This window comes from Nonomuraea sp. NPDC049784 (genome assembly GCF_040659615.1).
Classification (GTDB): Bacteria; Actinomycetota; Actinomycetes; order Streptosporangiales; family Streptosporangiaceae; genus Nonomuraea.
Genome location: NZ_JBFAMX010000220.1, coordinates 1 through 15,756 on the forward strand (window position 1 = coordinate 1; position 15,756 = coordinate 15,756).

Annotated in this window: 12 protein-coding genes and 1 pseudogene; 11 read left to right on the plus strand and 2 right to left on the minus strand. The window is 70.7% G+C overall.

Translation table 11 applies throughout. From position 1 onward, the window contains the following. Nucleotides 1-711 (plus strand): hypothetical protein (locus tag AB0J09_RS33890; RefSeq protein ID WP_360699754.1); only part of this gene is annotated, 711 nt, incomplete at its 5' end. Between the two features lie 4 nt (nt 712-715). On the opposite strand, the gene AB0J09_RS33895 is transcribed toward AB0J09_RS33890, so the two are convergent. After that, entirely contained in the window at nt 716-2,305 is a 1,590-nt protein-coding gene (locus AB0J09_RS33895) for a serine/threonine-protein kinase (RefSeq protein ID WP_360699757.1), read from the minus strand. A gap of 481 nt (nt 2,306-2,786) precedes the next feature. Between AB0J09_RS33895 and AB0J09_RS33900 the strand changes: the two genes are divergently transcribed. Genes AB0J09_RS33900 through AB0J09_RS33940 form a run of 9 tightly spaced genes read left to right on the plus strand, consistent with a single transcriptional unit; the run spans nt 2,787 to nt 12,968 of the window. Beyond that, nucleotides 2,787-3,740: a substrate-binding domain-containing protein gene (locus tag AB0J09_RS33900; protein ID WP_360699760.1), complete on the plus strand. Its 954-nt coding sequence runs from the start codon at nt 2,787-2,789 to the stop codon at nt 3,738-3,740. A 21-nt stretch (nt 3,741-3,761) separates the two neighbouring features. Continuing rightward, nucleotides 3,762-4,814 carry a galactitol-1-phosphate 5-dehydrogenase gene (locus tag AB0J09_RS33905; protein WP_360699763.1) on the plus strand — a complete coding sequence of 351 codons (1,053 nt, stop codon included), beginning with the start codon at nt 3,762-3,764 and terminating at the stop codon, nt 4,812-4,814. Nucleotides 4,815-4,816: 2 nt separating this feature from the next. Continuing rightward, the gene (locus AB0J09_RS33910; RefSeq protein WP_360699766.1) at nt 4,817-6,322 is read left to right on the plus strand and encodes an FGGY-family carbohydrate kinase; all 1,506 of its coding nucleotides are present in this window, start codon (nt 4,817-4,819) and stop codon (nt 6,320-6,322) included. After that, the gene (locus AB0J09_RS33915; RefSeq protein ID WP_360699769.1) at nt 6,319-7,257 is read left to right on the plus strand and encodes a sugar-binding transcriptional regulator; all 939 of its coding nucleotides are present in this window, start codon (nt 6,319-6,321) and stop codon (nt 7,255-7,257) included. Before AB0J09_RS33910 ends, AB0J09_RS33915 begins: the two co-directional genes overlap by 4 nt. Next, entirely contained in the window at nt 7,254-8,750 is a 1,497-nt protein-coding gene (locus AB0J09_RS33920) for a sugar ABC transporter ATP-binding protein (RefSeq protein WP_360699772.1), read from the plus strand. The genes AB0J09_RS33915 and AB0J09_RS33920 overlap by 4 nt, the downstream gene beginning before the upstream one ends. Further along, the gene (locus tag AB0J09_RS33925; RefSeq protein ID WP_360699775.1) at nt 8,747-9,754 is read left to right on the plus strand and encodes an ABC transporter permease; all 1,008 of its coding nucleotides are present in this window, start codon (nt 8,747-8,749) and stop codon (nt 9,752-9,754) included. The genes AB0J09_RS33920 and AB0J09_RS33925 overlap by 4 nt, the downstream gene beginning before the upstream one ends. Further along, complete coding sequence (deoC, locus tag AB0J09_RS33930; RefSeq protein WP_360699778.1) at nt 9,747-10,667, plus strand: deoxyribose-phosphate aldolase; 921 nt, start codon at nt 9,747-9,749, stop codon at nt 10,665-10,667. The genes AB0J09_RS33925 and deoC overlap by 8 nt, the downstream gene beginning before the upstream one ends. Before the next feature lie 14 nt (nt 10,668-10,681). After that, complete coding sequence (locus AB0J09_RS33935) at nt 10,682-12,103, plus strand: aldehyde dehydrogenase family protein (protein WP_360699787.1); 1,422 nt, start codon at nt 10,682-10,684, stop codon at nt 12,101-12,103. Further along, nucleotides 12,096-12,968 (plus strand): aldehyde dehydrogenase family protein, encoded by an 873-nt coding sequence (locus tag AB0J09_RS33940; RefSeq protein WP_360699781.1) that lies wholly within the window; start codon nt 12,096-12,098, stop codon nt 12,966-12,968. The genes AB0J09_RS33935 and AB0J09_RS33940 overlap by 8 nt, the downstream gene beginning before the upstream one ends. Before the next feature lie 232 nt (nt 12,969-13,200). Here AB0J09_RS33940 and AB0J09_RS33945 read toward each other — a convergent pair whose 3' ends face one another. Beyond that, nucleotides 13,201-15,102, minus strand: coding sequence for a multicopper oxidase family protein (locus AB0J09_RS33945; protein ID WP_360699784.1), 1,902 nt, complete (start codon nt 15,100-15,102; stop codon nt 13,201-13,203). 133 nt (nt 15,103-15,235) lie between these two features. On the opposite strand from AB0J09_RS33945, the pseudogene AB0J09_RS33950 reads away from it, so the two are divergent. Further along, a pseudogene (locus AB0J09_RS33950) lies at nt 15,236-15,756 on the plus strand (hypothetical protein); the annotation flags it as partial.

Below are 15,756 nucleotides of genomic sequence, written 5' to 3' on the forward strand. Positions count from 1 at the left end.
GAGGGTGAGACCGCGCCAGCCCAGGTCGAGACCAGCCAGAACGGCCGATCCCCGGCTGCGGTCGAGCCGGGAGGCGTCCTTACCGACGGCAGCACGGTCTCGGCCGAGTTGAGCCGCGCAGGGCAGAAGGACAAGTTCACCCTGGACTTGGGCGATGCCAAGGAGTTCTACGTCACTGACATGCAGGGCGACGACATCCAGCTACAGGTGTTCTCCGAAGCCGACGGTGAGCCGTTGGGCCCGTCCAGCACCGCGCTGAGCTTCGGCACCTCGATCTTCAAGCTGACCAAGGCGGGCGGGCATCGGTTGGAGGTCTGGGGGAACACGAACGTCATAGGGTCGTACAGCTTCCGGATCGCGACCGTGAAGGTCCGGACATTTCCCGCGGCGATCGGCATGAAGATCGGTGAGGGCAGCCCCGCCGGGGCCGGGCGGCTGGACGTCCCCGGACGGGTCGACCGCTTCGAGTTCGACTCGGACGGCGCCACAGCCGTCAAGGTCCTCGGTGGCGCGGGGGCGTGCACGGCCATCCAGTTGGAGCTGTTCGACGCCGCCGAGAAGAGCGTCGCCAACGCCCGGCAGCCTTTCCCGCTGTGCGGCTACGAGTTCGACATCCCGCTCTCGGGCGGGGACGGACGCTATGCGCTGATTGTCAGGTCGGGCGAGGCGAAGATCGGGGCGTACTCCTTCCAGATCGCGCGCGCCGGCTGAACGGTCAGGAGCGGCGCAGGCTCCCGCGATATTCCAGCGCGCTCGCGCCCTCCTGCCGCACGAGGACCAGAGTCCCGGGATCATCCAGGGTGAGGGTCATGTCTCCGCCCACGCACCGATCCCGCTGCGCCACCGTCATTTCGAGCACGGTGTCGCTCCTGACGCGGGTCAGTGTGGCCTGCTGCTCGCAGTCGCCGCTCGCCCACGTCCCGGTGCTCTGCCCGCCCGTCAGGGTGACCGTGACATCGATGCCCTTCTTGCGGTCGTCCTGTGAGACGACCTGCCCCTTCCAAGTCCCCGCGAAGGCTTCGGGAATCCCGCCCGCCCCGGCGGGGGACGGTGCCGGGGTCGATCCAGAGGCCGACTCCCGGGCCGGGGACGGCGTCGAGGTCGGTCCGGAGGCCGATTCCCGGCCTTCGGACGACGTATCAGGTACCGCCTGTGTCGTCGCCCCGTCGCCCGCGGCCGAGTTGCCGATCGCCCCCCTCGCGTACAGCACACCGGCCGTCGCGAGGGCCGCGACGGTGACGGCGATCAACGGTATGGCCGGCCGCATCCTGCGCCGACTGATCCGTTCGCTGTACGGCGGCGCGGAGAGGGTGTCCTGCCCCGAGCTGCCGGCGCCGCCAAGAGGCACCTCTGAAGGGGGAGCCGGCACCGTCGGTCCGTCCACGGGCAGGGGGGCCGGGCCAGGCGCGGGCTCGGCCGGGAGCACTTTGGTCGGGCCGAGGGCGGGCCAGTTCGGCGGGACGTACGCGCTGGGGACCGGGCCGACGTCGGGAACCGTGACGGTAGGGGCCCCGGGGTCGACCAGACGGATCAGGAGCGACCGAGCAGAGGGGCGTGTCCGGGGATCCTTCGACAGGCAGGTGGCCAAGGTCCCGCGCAGGTTCTGCGGAATGCCCGAAAGGTCGGGGTCCTGGGTGAGAATGCGGTGGAAGACGGCGGCGACGGTGTCGCTGCCGAACGGCGCCCGGCCGGTCGCGGCGTAGACCATGGTCGCGGCCCAGGCGAAAACGTCGGCCGCGGGAGACCCGTGTTCTCCTTTGAGCTGCTCAGGCGCCATGTACGGCGGGGTGCCCGACATCGTCGAAGGCACTGTGCTGGCGTCGAGCGGCCGGGCGATGCCGAAGTCGACCACACGTGGTCCGTCGGGACCGAGCAGCACGTTGGCGGGTTTGAAGTCCCGATGAACGACCCCGGCGCCGTGGATGGCGGCGAGGGCGCAGGCCGTGCCAACCGCCAGCCGATCCAGGTCGCCATTCCGCAGGGGGCCGCCCGCGCGTACCCGCTCCTGCAGCGATGGGCCGGCGACGAACTCGCTCACCACATACGGAGCCGGCTCGTCGGGCCCGGCTTCCAGCACGCGGGCCGTGCAGAAGGGAGCCACCCGGCGGGCCGACTCCAGCTCCCTGGCCAGCTGGCGGCGGGTGTCAAGATCGGTGCCACCCCTGAGGACCTTGATCGCCACGCGGTCGCCGGACGCGCTCCGCCCCTCGTAGACGATCCCCTGCCCGCCCTCACCCAGACGCGCGACGACCTGGAACGCTCCGAGCACACGAGGGTCTCCTGGCTCCAGCGGGCCAGCGGGCATGAACTCCTCCACGCACGTTGGGGGCGAGCTGCCACCGGCACGCCGTGCCCTCCAGGATCGCGCCAGGCCATCGCCGCGGCGCTGCGAAAGATTGTAGTGACAATTCGTCGGCTCGGGCAGAGGCGTCGGCGAGCATGCCCGAGAGCCCGGGCAGTCGAACCCGCGGCGCTGCTTGCCCCAGCGGCCGCCGGATACGCCTTCGTTGCGGTTTCGCTTGGCGATCGCGTGGAGCGGTGATGGTGAGGTCCCGGCTATCAGGGCCGAACGTCCTATTCGGCAGCCCGGGAGGGCGTACAACCCCTATCACCTGCGGAAACCCGCGGCGTAGGCCCGGCTCCGGACGATCACACTCGAGATTTGCTCATATGAGCAAAATCCGGCTCAAGTGTTGCAGGCAGGTTAACACCCGACTTACCGTGCGTTATCTACGCCACATACGGAGGCCCATATGCGTGGATTCCGGTCGCTCTCAATTCCTATCTTGCTCCTGGTCACCGCCTTGTCGGCATGCTCGGTGTCCGCCACTCCCGGCGGATCCACCGAGGGCACCGGCCGGCCGGCGGACGGTCCCGTCGCCATTGGCTTCAGCCAGGCGACCCAGCAGTCCCCCTTCTACGTCCAGCTCCGCGAAGGAGCGGAGGCTGCCGCCAAGAAGGCCGGTGCCACGCTGTACTTCGCCGACGCGGGCGGCGACGTCACCAAGCAGAACAACGACATCCAGGACCTCATCACCCGCCAGGTCGACGTCCTGCTCGTCAACCCGGTCGACCCGCAAGGCGTGCAGCCCGGTATCGCTGCGGCCAAGGCAGCCGGCGTCCCCGTCGTGACCGTGGACCGACCGGTGCCCGAGGGCGCGGTCGCGCATGTCGGACGCGACAACAAGGCGATGGGCGCGCTCGTCGGCAAGCGGCTCAGCGAGCAGCTCGGCGCCAAGGGCGGCGAGGTCATCGAGATCCGCGGTGACGCCGGCGGCGCCGTGGCACGCGACCGCAGCGCGGGTTTCCACGAGGCCGTGGCGGCCAATCCCAAGATCAAGATCATCGAGGGCCCGTACTCGGACTACGTGCGCTCTAAGGCGATCACCGCGATGCAGGACCTGCTCCAGGTCCACCCTGACGTGGCCGCCGTCTACGCGCACAACGACGACATGGCGCTCGGCGCGTTGCAGGTTCTCAAGGAGAACGGCAAGGACAAGGTCCTGGTCTCCGGGGTCGACGGGCTCATGGAGGCGGTCAAGCAGATCCCCGCCGGTCAGTACGTGGCCACTGCGCTCAATGACCCCATCTCGCTCGGCACGAAGGCCGTGGAGACGGTGCTCAAGGTTCAGAAGGGCGAGAAGGTCGAGCCTTCGATCGACGCGGGCACCGCGCTGATCGACACGGACAACGCGGCTCAGTACGCCGGGACCGGCGAATTCGCCGGGGCCTCTAAGTAGACCAAGGAGAAAGGCGACAGGATGTCGGAAACCATGCAGGCCGCGGTGCTCCACGCTCCCGGCGACATCAGGGTCGAGCAGGTGCCCGTGCCCGAACCAGGCCCCGGCGAAGCGCTCGTCCGTGTCGCGGCCTGCGGGGTTTGCGGATCGGATATCCCGCGCATGCTGCACGCGGGGGCCTACCATTTCCCGATCATCTGCGGCCACGAGTTCTCAGGACACGTGGTACGCCTCGGCGACCGCCTGGCCGCCACCGGCCGGGTACGCGAGGGCGACCTGGTCACCGTGCCTCCGCTCATCCCCTGCCACAAGTGCGCCCCCTGCAGCCAGGGCCACTTCAGCCTGTGCAAGGACTACGGCTACTTCGGCAGCCGCAGGGACGGGGCGTACGCGCAGTTCGTCACCGTGCCGGACGAGAACCTCATGGTGCTGCCCGCCGATCTCGACCCACGGGCCGCGGCCATGCTCGACCCGGCCGCGATCGCGCTGCACGCCCTGTGGCGCACCAGGATGCGCGGCGGCCACCGAGTGGCGGTGGTGGGCGCCGGCCCCATCGGGCTGTTCGCCGTGCAGTGGGCCCGGATCGCCGGGGCGTCCGAGGTGCTCGTGATCGAGCTGAACGACCAGAAGGCCGCCATGGCGACCGAGGCCGGCGCCACGCACACCGCGACAAGCGCGAAGGCGGCGGCCGAGCTGGCCGGTGACGGCTACGACGTGGTCATCGAGTCCGCGGGCGTGCCCGCCACGGTCGACCAGGCCGTGGCGCTGGCGGCCAGGCACGGCGAGGCGGTGTTCATCGGCATCCCGCACGAGCCCGTGGTGCTGCCGAAGTCCACGTTCAGCTCGTTCCTGCGCCGCGAGGTCACCCTGCACGGCGCCTGGAACTCCTTCTCGGCACCGTTCCCCGGGGAGGAGTGGCGGGTGGCGGCCAGGGCGCTGGCCTCGGGCGACCTCGCGTGGAAGTTCATGATCACGCATGAGCTGGGGCTGGACGCGCTGCCCGAGACCATGGCCAGTCTCGGTGACCGGTCGATCTTCAGCTCCAAGGTCCTCTTCCTGCCGAACGAGGAGTGACGATGACGGCTTTCCTCGCTCTCGATCTGGGAACCGAAGGCGCGCGGGCCGCGGTCTACAGCGTCGAGGGCTCGCCGATGGGGGCGGGCGACGCCTCGTACCCGACCAGTTTTCCCCGGCCCGGGTGGGCCGAGCAGGACCCGGACGACTGGTGGCGGGCGAGCGTCCACGCGGTGCGACAGGCGCTTGACGAGGCGGGGAACCCGCCCATCGCCGGAGTCGCGGTGGCGACCACGGCCTCGACGGTGGCCGTCCTGGACCGGCACGGGCGCCCGCTGCGGCCGGCCCTGCTGTGGATGGACGGCCGGGCGGGCGAGGAGTCGGCGCTGACCGCGCGGACCGATCACCCGGTCCTGCGCTACTCCGGCGGCTGCGACGCGGTGGAGTGGCTGGTGCCCAAGGCCATGTGGCTGGCCCGACACGAGCCCGAGACCTACCGCGCCGCCGCACGCATCACCGAAGCGGTGGACTACATGGTGTGGCGGCTCACCGGGCGGTGGGCCGGATCGCGGATGAACGCGGTCTGCAAGAGCAACTACGACCCCCGCGGCGCGGGCTCCCCGCACGACCTGTACGAGTCGCTCGGCATCGGCGACCTGGGCAGCAAGCTGCCGGACCACATCGTGCCCGTGGGCGACCCGGTCGGGCCGCTGGGCGCCGAGGCCCGCGAAGAGCTCGGCCTCACCGGCCCCGCCGTCGTCGTGTCCGGCGGGATCGACGCGCACCTGTCGCTGCTGGCCATCGGCGGCGCACCCGAAGGCCGGGTGTCGATCGTCTGCGGCACGTCCAACGCGTTCGTCACGGAGATCGACGAACCGGTCTTCCCGCCCACCGTCTGGGGGCCGTACCCGGACGCGCTGCACACGGGCCGGTGGCTCGTGGAGGGCGGCCAGGTGAGCGCGGGCTCCGTGCTGGCCTGGGCGGGCGAGAGGCTCATCGGGCGGCCCCGGGCGGAGCTCGGCGGGCTCATCAAGGCCGCGGCGGCGCTGCCGCCTGTCGATCACGGCCTGATCGTCCTGGACTATTTCATGGGCAACCGCACGCCGCTGCGGGACCCGCGCCTGCGGGGCGCGGTGCTCGGGCTTACCCTGGCCAGCTCTCCCGAGCAGGTCTACCGGGCGGCCGTGGAAGGCGTCGCGTACGGCACCCGCCAGGTCATCGACTCCTTCACCGACGGCGGGATCGCCGTGGACGAGGTCTTCCTCTCGGGCGGCATCCGGCACAACGAGCTGTGGCTCCAGACCACCGCCGACGTCCTCGGGCGGCCGGTTCACCTGGTCACCGGTGACAATCTCACGCTGCGCGCCTGTTCGGTGCTCGCCTCGGTCGGCTCTGGGTGGCACGCCTCGCTGGCGGAGGCGGCGGCACAGTACGCGCCCCGGGTCCGCACGGTGGAGCCGATCGCCGAGCACGTGGAGGCGTACCGGACCGGCTACGCCGACTACCGCGCGGCCACCGCCGCCACGACGGGGATATCCCACCGGCTGAGCGAAAGGTCCGGCTCATGACCGACGACGACCAGCTTTACCAGGTGGCCGTCCGCTACTACGAGAGCGGCGAGACGCAGGAGCAGATCGCCCACGCGATGCACCTGACCCGCTGGAAGGTGGGCCGGATGCTCGCCGAGGCGCGCGAGGTCGGCATCGTCCGGATCGAGGTGCTGCATCCGCGTTCCCGGGTGCGTACGTTGGAGCGGTCGCTCAGGGAGCGGTTCGGGCTGCGGGACGCCATCGTGGTGGCGAACGGGGGCGGCGACGACGAGCAGCTGCGCGACCGGGTGGCCGCGGCGGGCGCCGACCACCTGACGGAGATGCGGCCCGTGCCCCGGCTGATCGGGGTCTCCTGGGGGCGCACGCTCGACCGGCTGGCCGGCGGGCTGGCCCCCGGCTGGGCGACGGGCGTCAACGTGGTGCAGATCAACGGCGCGCTCAGCCGCTCGCGGCAGCCGACCAGCGCGCACAGCATGGCGAGCCTGATCGCCCACCACGGCGGCGGCACCGCGACGATGCTGACCGCGCCGGCGATCCTGGAGCAGGAAAGCACCCGGGCGGTGCTGGAGAACGACCGGGCCGTCTCCGATGTGCTCGCCCTGGCCGCTCGGGCGGACCTGTTCCTGTTCAGCCCGGGCGGCATGGGCAGCGACTCGGTGCTGGTGGACTCCGGCCAGATCGACGCGGACGACCTCGCCAGGCTCGCGCAGGCCGGCGCGGTGGGCGACGTGCTGGGCCGCTTCATCGACGCACAGGGCCGGATCGTCGATCCCGGCCTGAACGGGCGCACGCTCGGCCTCTCCCTGGACGTGCTGCGCTCGGCCACCACCTCGGTCGCGCTGGTCAGCGGCAAGGCGAAGCGGGCGGTGTGCCGGGCCGTCGTGACGAGCGGCCTGTGCGACGTCCTGATCACCGACGACCAGAACGCGGCTCACCTGCTGGAGGAGTCATGACCGGGACCGCCGAACGGCTGCGCATGACCGGCATCGTCAAACGCTTTCCCGGCACCGTCGCCCTGGACGGCGTGGAGCTGAGCGTCCGCCCCGGCGAGGTGCACTGCCTGCTGGGCGAGAACGGCGCCGGCAAGAGCACGCTCATGAAGATCCTGTCGGGCTCGTACCAGCCGGATGAGGGGACGATTCTGCTGGACGGGCAGCCCTTCAGGCCCGCCACCCCGCACGCTGGGCTGACGGCCGGCATCGCCGTGATCTATCAGGAGCTGGACCTGCTGCCCGACCTCACCGTGGCGCAGAACCTGCTGCTGGGCAGGGCGCCGCGGCTGGGCCCGTTCGTCCGGCGGGCGCGGCGGGCGAAGCTGGCCCGCGAGGCGCTGGAGCGGGTCGGCGCCACCTTCCCGGTCACCAAACCGGTCAGGGAGCTGCCGATCGCGGCCCAGCAACTCACCGCCATCGCCAAGGCGCTGACCGCCGATGCGCGCGTCATCGTCATGGACGAGCCCTCCGCCACGCTCGGCGAGAGCGAGCTGCTCGCCGTGTTCGAGGTCATCCGGTCCCTCACCGCGGAGGGGCGCTCAGTGATCTTCATCTCTCACCGGATGAACGAGGTGATGGAGATCGGCGACCGCGCCACGGTGCTGCGCGACGGCCGTACGGCCGGGGTCTACGACCTGGCCTCGACCGATCCGGACGAGATCGTGGCCGCGATGATCGGCGAGGCGAGCGAGCTCGTGGGCGCCACGGACCGGCCCGCGCCCGAGGGCGAGCCCCTGCTCAGCGTCGAGCGGGTTCACGTGCCCGGGCTGCTCGACATACGCGACATCGAGGTGCGGCCCGGCGAGGTCGTCGGGCTCGCCGGGCTCGGCGGCGCGGGACGGACTACCTTGCTGCGCGCACTGTTCGGAGACCTCAAGGCACACGTCGTGGCCCGGCTGGACGGTCGCCCGCTCAAGGTCTCCGGCCCGGCGACGGCCGTGCGCGCGGGACTGGCACTCGTACCGGAGAGCAGAAAGGAGCAGGGACTGATGCTGGGCCTCTCCGTGAGCCGCAACGCCGCGATCGGCGCGCTCGGCCGTCCCCCCTGGTTGCTGCCCGGCAGGCTCGGACGGCGCCTCGCCCAGCCCGCGCTCGCCGACCTGGGCGTCAAGGTGGCCGGGCCCGGCCAGCTCGTAGGCCAGCTCTCCGGCGGCAACCAGCAGAAGGTCGTGCTGGCCAAGTGGATCACCCGCGGCGGGATCAGGGTCCTGCTGCTGGACGAACCCACGCGCGGCCTGGACGTCGGCGCCAAGGCCGACCTCTACCGGCAGGTGCGCCACCTCGCCGACCAGGGCGTGGCCGTGCTGCTCGCCAGCAGCGAGCTCAACGAACTGACCGCGAACGCCGACCGGATCCAGGTCCTGTACGAGGGCCGCAACGTCGCGCGCTTCGACCCCCGGGTCAGTCCTGAAAGCGTCATCGCGCACACCGTCATCACAGGAGCCACACCATGACCGCATCCATCGGATCCACGGTGGCCTCGACCGCCGACCAGGAACCCGGCGCCCGATCGCGCCGCGGCGCCGACCTGATCGTCAAGTCCAACCTGCTGCTGGTCTTCCTCGCCTTGTGCGTGGTGGCGTCGCTGCTGGCCCCGCAGTTTCTGACCGGCCGCAACATCGCCAACCTGCTGCAGCAGTCGTCGCTGACCGGAATCGTGGCCATCGGCATGACCATGGTGGTGCTGACGGCGGGGATCGACCTGTCGGTCGGCAGCGTCGCGGCCTTCGGCGGGATGACCATCGCCCTGCTCATGGCTTCGGGCGTGCCGGTCGTACCGGCGATCCTGCTCAGCGTCGCGGCGGGCGCGGTGTTCGGCGCCATCATGGGAGGCCTGTCGGCCTACCTGTCGCTGCCGTCGTTCATGACCACGCTGGCCGGGCTCACCGCCGTACGCGGGCTCACGTACCTGCTGACCGACGGCAAGCCCGCGGACAGCGGCGGCTCAGAGGCGTTTCAGCTGCTCGGTGGCGGGTTCATCGGCTATGTGCCGATCGTCGGGATCATCTTCGTCGTGATCACCATCCTCGCCGCCGTGGTGCTGCGCGGCACAACGTTCGGCGAGTACGTCTACGCGGTCGGCAGCAACAAGGAGGCCGCGCGGCTCTCCGGCCTGCCCGTGCGCGGCGTGATCACCACCGTGTTCGCCGTGTCCGGCGCGCTGGCGGCGCTGGCCGGGGTGCTGCTCACCTCCCGCCTGACCGTGGGCCAGCCCACCGCCTTCAACGGGCTGGAACTGGACGCGATCGCGGCCGTGGTGCTCGGCGGCACCAACCTGTTCGGCGGCCGGGGCGGCGTGTTCGGCACGTTCGTGGCGGTGCTGCTGCTGTCGGTGCTACGTAACCTGTGCAACCTGCTCGGCCTGGGCTCCTTCTTCCAGATGGTGGTGACCGGCCTCATCCTGCTGGTCGCCCTCGTCCTCAACATGCTCATCGAGAGGCGTGGCGCTCGTGCCTGACACCATCCCCGGCTCGTTGCGGGCCTACCTGCACGGACTGCCCGGCGTCGACGAGGTCGGCGTGCGCAGGCGGGCCGCCGACCTGGCCACCCGGTCCGTCAAGACCACGGCCAAGCGGCGGGCGATCGACCTGGCCATCAGGATGGTCGACCTGACCACCCTCGAGGGGGCGGACACACCAGGCAAGGTACGCGCGCTGGCGGCCAAGGCCATGCGGCCCGATCCAGCCGACCTCACCGCTCCCCCGGTCGCCGCGGTCTGCGTGTACCCCGACATGATCGCGGTGGCCGCCCAGGCTCTGGCGGGCAGCGAAGTCGGGCTCGCCTCGGTCGCCACGGGCTTCCCCGCCGGGCGCACGTCGCTGGAGGTGAAGCTGGCCGACACGGCCACGGCGGTGGCCGCGGGAGCGACCGAGATCGACATGGTCATCGACCGGGGGGCGTTCCTGGCGGGCGACTACCGCAAGGTCTTCGACGAGATCACGGCCGTCAAGGAGCACTGCGGTCAGGCCCATCTGAAGGTCATCCTCGAGACCGGCGAACTGGTCACGTACGACAACGTACGGCGGGCGTCCTGGCTCGCGCTGCACGCCGGGGCCGACTTCATCAAGACCTCCACCGGCAAGGTCACGCCCGCCGCCACCCTGCCGGTCACCCTGGTCATGCTGGAGGCCGTCAGGGACTACCGGGCCGCCACCGGACGGCAGGCGGGGGTGAAGCCGGCGGGCGGCATCCGTACGACCAAGGACGCGATCCGCTACCTGGTGCTGGTCAAAGAGATCGCCGGGGACGACTGGCTGAATCCGGCGTGGTTCAGGCTCGGCGCCTCGACGCTGCTGAACGACCTGCTCATGCAGCGGACCAAGCTCGACAGCGGCCACTACAGCGGGCCCGACTACTACACCATCGACTAGGGAGAGGCGTGGAGATCTTCGAGTACGCGCCCGCGCCGGAGTCACGATCAATCGTGTCCATCCGGCCGTCGTACGACCTGTTCATCGACGGCGAGTTCGTCGAGGCCAAGAATGACGAGCGCATCGTCACAGTCAACCCGGCCGACGAGGAGCCGCTGGCCGAGGTGGCCGCCGCCGGCGACGCCGACGTGGAGCGCGCCTTCGCCGCGGCGCGGCGGGCGTTCGAGCGGGTGTGGTCACCCCTGTCGGGCGCCGAGCGCGGCAAATACCTGTTCCGGATCGCGCGCATCATCCAGGAACGCGCCCGCGAGCTCGCCGTGCTCGAATCGCTGGACAACGGCAAGCCGATCAAAGAGACCAGGGACATCGACCTACCGCTGGTCGCGGCCCACTTCTTCTACTACGCCGGCTGGGCCGACAAGCTGGCGCACGCAGGGCTCGGCACCAGGCCATTGGGCGTGGCCGCACAGGTCATCCCCTGGAACTTCCCGCTGCTGATGCTCGCCTGGAAGATCGCGCCCGCGCTGGCCACCGGGAACACGGTCGTGCTCAAGCCCGCGGAGACCACCCCGCTGACAGCCCTGGCGTTCGCCGAGATCTGCCAGGAGGCCCAGTTGCCGCCCGGCGTGGTGAACATCGTGACCGGAGCCGGCGCCACCGGCCGGGCCGTGGTCGCGCACCCAGGCGCCGACAAGGTGGCCTTCACCGGCTCCACCGAAGTGGGCAGGGAGATCGCCCGCGCGGTCGCCGGCACGGGCAAACGGCTCACCCTCGAACTGGGCGGCAAGGGCGCCAACATCGTCTATGACGACGCGGCGATCGACCAGGCCGTCGAGGGGATCGTGTCCGGGATCTTCTTCAACCAGGGCCACGTGTGCTGCGCGGGCTCGCGGCTGCTGGTACAGGAATCGATCGCGGAAGAGCTGCTGGCGAAGCTGCGAGCCCGCATCGAGCGGCTGCGCCTCGGCGACCCGCTGGACAAGAACACCGACATCGGAGCCATCAACTCGGCAGCGCAGCTCGCCAGGATCCGCGAGCTCGCTGTCGTCGGCGAGTCGGAGGGCGCCACAAGTTGGTCGCCATCCTGCCCCCTCCCGGAGCGCGGGTACTGGTTCCCGCCCACCGTGTTCACCGGCGTCACGCAGGCGCACCGGATCGCCCGCGAGGAGATCTTCGGGCCGGTGCTGTCGGTGCTGACCTTCCGCACCCCGGAGGAGGCCGTGGCCAAGGCCAACAACACGCCGTACGGGCTCTCCGCCGGGGTTTGGACGGAGAAGGGCTCCCTGATGCTCTGGACCGCGAGCCGGTTGCGCGCCGGTGTGGTGTGGTCCAACACCTTCAATGTGTTCGATCCGGCCAGCCCTTTCGGCGGCTACAAGGAGTCCGGTTACGGCCGCGAGGGCGGCCGACACGGGCTGGAGGCATACCTTGGCTGACATCCCCCCGCGCATCGCCGTGCGCAGGACGTACAAGCTCTACGTCGGCGGCGCGTTCCCGCGCTCGGAATCAGGCAGGTCTTATCCCGTGACGTCCTCGGCAGGGGTCCACCTCGCCAACGCCGCCCAGGCATCCCGCAAAGACGTACGCGACGCCGTGGTGGCGGCCCGTAAGGCGTTCCCTGGCTGGTCAGGCCGCACCGCCTACAACCGTGGCCAGATCCTCTACCGGATCGCCGAGATGATGGAAGGACGGCGGGCCCAGTTCGCCGAGGAGATCGCCACGGCAGAAGGGGTGAGCGCGGCCAAGGCCCAGTCGCTCGTGTCGGCGGCCGTCGACCGCTGGGTCTACTACGCCGGGTGGACAGACAAGATCGGCCAGGTGCTGGGCGGAGCCAACCCGGTGTCCGGCCCGTTCTTCAACCTCTCCGAACCCGAGCCGACGGGTGTCGTGGGCGTCCTCGCACCCACCGGCTCCCCACTGCTCGGGCTGGTCTCGGTGCTCGCACCCGTGATCACCTCCGGCAACACGGTGGTGCTGGTGGCGAGCGAACGCGCCCCACTGCCTGCCGTCACGCTCGCCGAAGTGCTGGCCACCTCGGACCTGCCGGCAGGCGTCGCGAACATCCTGACCGGCCGCCTGGCTGAGCTCGCTCCGCCGCTGGCGGGCCACGCCGACGTGAACGCCCTGGATCTGGCCGGCGCAGGGACTCTCGCGGCCCAGCTGGAGACCCTGGCGGCGACCACACTCAAGAGAGTCCTGCGGCCCACCGAAGACGGCGACTGGAACGAGCCTGATCCCGGCCTGTCCCGCATCAGGCCCTTCCTGGAGATCAAGACGGTCTGGCACCCGATCGGCCGATGACCCGCAGCTCGGGGCTGCCCCACCGATTGTGACGCATCCCCAGGGCCGCTCCTGACGGCGGAGTGGCCCGCCGGGAGCGGGCTCGTCGTAGCCTCCGGGCTTCCCCGATTCGGCTGCATGATCTGCGCCACTGTGCGGCGACACTGGCGCTGGCCACGCGATGTGGAGCTGACGGATCAGGTCCTCGACCTGAGCCGCCGGCTGGACGTATCCGTCGTACTGTGTTGACGCCTCATTCCGGGTTATTGCCAGTCGCGGACCCCACCTGGTACGGCGTGCGGTACCCCTCGTACATCAGGTGCATGCTCATCCCCTGTGAGGCGTGCTCCAGGTTGTGGCAGTGGTCCATCCACAGGCCGGGGTTGTCGGCGCGGAAGGCCACCTCGTAGCGCCCGCCCGGCGAGACCTGTAGCGTGTCGGTCCACCAGGGGCTGCCCGTGGACGGGCGTCCGTCGCGAGACAGGACCAGCATGTGGTGGCCGTGCAGGTGCATCGGGTGCTCGCTGAAACTGCGATTGACGAACGTGACCTTGACCAGATCGTCCTTCCGGACCACCAGCGAGGGCACGTTCGGGAAGATCGCACCGTTGATGGTCCGCTTGAGTAGGAAGCCGCCGTCGAAGAAGCCGAAGCCCTGGCCGAGCAGGAGCGTGAACTGACGGTCGAAACGGCTGTTCGGGCCGAACGGGGCGATGCCCGGGGCTCCGTACCCGAGCGGGTCGAGGTAGGGGCTGCGGGTCACCGGGGCGGGTTGCCCGGCGCCGTCGGGGGTGAGCAGGGCGATCGGATTGTCCACGCCGTTCTCATCCTCGCTGACGGCCAACTGAACCGGACCGTTGGGCATGGTGAACGTGAGGTCGTAGCGGCCACCGCCCGCGACTTTCAGGCCTTTTCCGGAAATGTCGGTCGGGCCGTTGAGGTCCATGCCGTCTATGGCCGCGACCTTGAAGGGGGCCCCGGTTATGGCGTAGCCGCGCCACTCGTTGTCGGCGTTGAGCAGGCGGAGCCGTACCGGGGTGCCCGGCTTGACCGCGCGGCGCGACACGCCGGAGGACGGCACGGCACCCGCCAGCGAGAGCGCGGTCGTGCGGTCCGAGCCGGTCGGGTAGGCGTGCACGAACGCGGTGAAGTACTCGACCGACTTTGCTGCCTGGGAGGGGGCGGCGGGCTCCACCACGAGCGCGCCGAGCAGGCCGCGCCTGACCTGGGTGTCGGAGGCCTGGTGCGAGTGATACCAGAACGTGCCCACCTGGCGGGCGACGAACCGGTAGACGTGACTTTGGCCGGGACGGACCGTGTCCTGGGTGAGCCCGGCGACGCCGTCCTCGGCGTTCGGCACGTCCAGGCCGTGCCAGTGCAGGGTCACGCCCGCGGAGACGTCTTTGTTGACCAGCGTCACCTCGACCAGTTCGCCCTGCTTGACGCGCAGCTCGGGGCCGGGAATCCTGCCGTTGTACGTCCACGCCTCGACCTGCTGCCCCGAGGCCAGCCTGATCGTGGTCCGCTGGGCGGTGAGCGTGAAGGTCCTGTCCGGCTTGCCGGTCCTCGGTCCGGTGAGCGTGCTGATGTCGACGTCGCTCGCGCTCGCGTGCGGGCCCATGGCCATCGCGGTGTGCGTGGACGGCTGGCCGCCGAGGTCGACGTTGTCGTGGTTGGCCATGCCAGCCCTGGCGGGCAGCCTGCTGGTGGCCCAGGCGCCGACCGTACCGAGGAGGGCGCAGAGCGCGAAGATGGCGAGGACCACGCGCGGGCGGCCGTCCAGCCAGCGCAGCAGCGCGCTGCCGGACAGCAGGACCAGCGCCATCATCTCGAGCGTGAACAGGTACGGCGGAGCCTGCGCCACGAACGTCGCGTAGAACTGCAGGATCGCGGCCAACACCGCGGTGCGCCTGCGCCAGCGGGCCACGATGATCCGGGGCGGCGCGAGCAGGATCGCGGCCAGCATGGCGGGCAGCACGAGCGTGATCTGGTCGGCCGCGGCGTTCCAGTCGAACGCCCAGAGGAACCCGACGGATCCCGTCCGCAGCAGCGCCGCCGCCGCGGCGATCGGGAGCGACCATCGCAGCTTCGCCAGACAGTAGGCCGCCAGGAAGGCGGCGCTGGTCGCGTACCCGATGACGAGCAAGACTTCCATGCACGCCACTGTGCGCGCCGAGGGCGCCCGGCGTCGTCGGGCGAGCGTCGCATCCTGCCGTACACCGACGGCGTACGGCGGGTAGCCGAGCGGATGATGTGCGCCGGGCGGTCGTCGACCTAGGGTTGATGGCGTGCGCGAATCGTTCGGCCGGTGGCTCGACCCCGGCCTGGGCCTGGCCTTGGGGGTGTGTGTCCTGATCATGGCGTGGACGCCCGCCGCGGCGGCCAGGCCGGTGGACGTCGGGGCGTTCGGGCTGGTGGTGATGGCCGCGTCGGCCGTCTGGCTGCGCCGCCGCTACCCGCTGCCCGCGCTGGTCGCCGCGGACGCGGCCACGCTGGGCTGGCTGATGACCGCGTATCCGGGGTGGGCGATGGCGATCGCCGCCCTGATCACCTGCTACACGGTGGCCGAGCAGCGTGGTTGGCGGCAAGGGCTGGCCGCAGTCGTGCTCAACGGCGCCACCGCGGTGGGCGCGATGTCGTTCGGCAGGACGTTCAAGCTGGAACCCGTGGTGAACGCGGTCGCGGTGACGGTCGCGCTGTTCGCGCTGGGCACGGCCGTCTTTTACTACCGAGAGCACCAGGCGGCAACCCGGGAGAAGGCCGAGCGGGAGGCGCAGCGCAGGGCCGCCGAGGACCGGCTGCGCATCGC

Excerpts from the sequence above, each read along its gene's own strand:
- AB0J09_RS33945 (WP_360699784.1), bottom strand. The coding sequence starts at position 15,102 with ATGGAAGTCTTGCTCGTCATCGGGTACGCGACCAGCGCCGCCTTCCTG.
- AB0J09_RS33910 (WP_360699766.1), top strand. The coding sequence starts at position 4,817 with ATGACGGCTTTCCTCGCTCTCGATCTGGGAACCGAAGGCGCGCGGGCC.
- AB0J09_RS33920 (WP_360699772.1), top strand. The coding sequence starts at position 7,254 with ATGACCGGGACCGCCGAACGGCTGCGCATGACCGGCATCGTCAAACGC.
- AB0J09_RS33905 (WP_360699763.1), top strand. The coding sequence starts at position 3,762 with ATGTCGGAAACCATGCAGGCCGCGGTGCTCCACGCTCCCGGCGACATC.
- AB0J09_RS33915 (WP_360699769.1), top strand. The coding sequence starts at position 6,319 with ATGACCGACGACGACCAGCTTTACCAGGTGGCCGTCCGCTACTACGAG.
- AB0J09_RS33925 (WP_360699775.1), top strand. The coding sequence starts at position 8,747 with ATGACCGCATCCATCGGATCCACGGTGGCCTCGACCGCCGACCAGGAA.
- AB0J09_RS33895 (WP_360699757.1), bottom strand. The coding sequence starts at position 2,305 with ATGCCCGCTGGCCCGCTGGAGCCAGGAGACCCTCGTGTGCTCGGAGCG.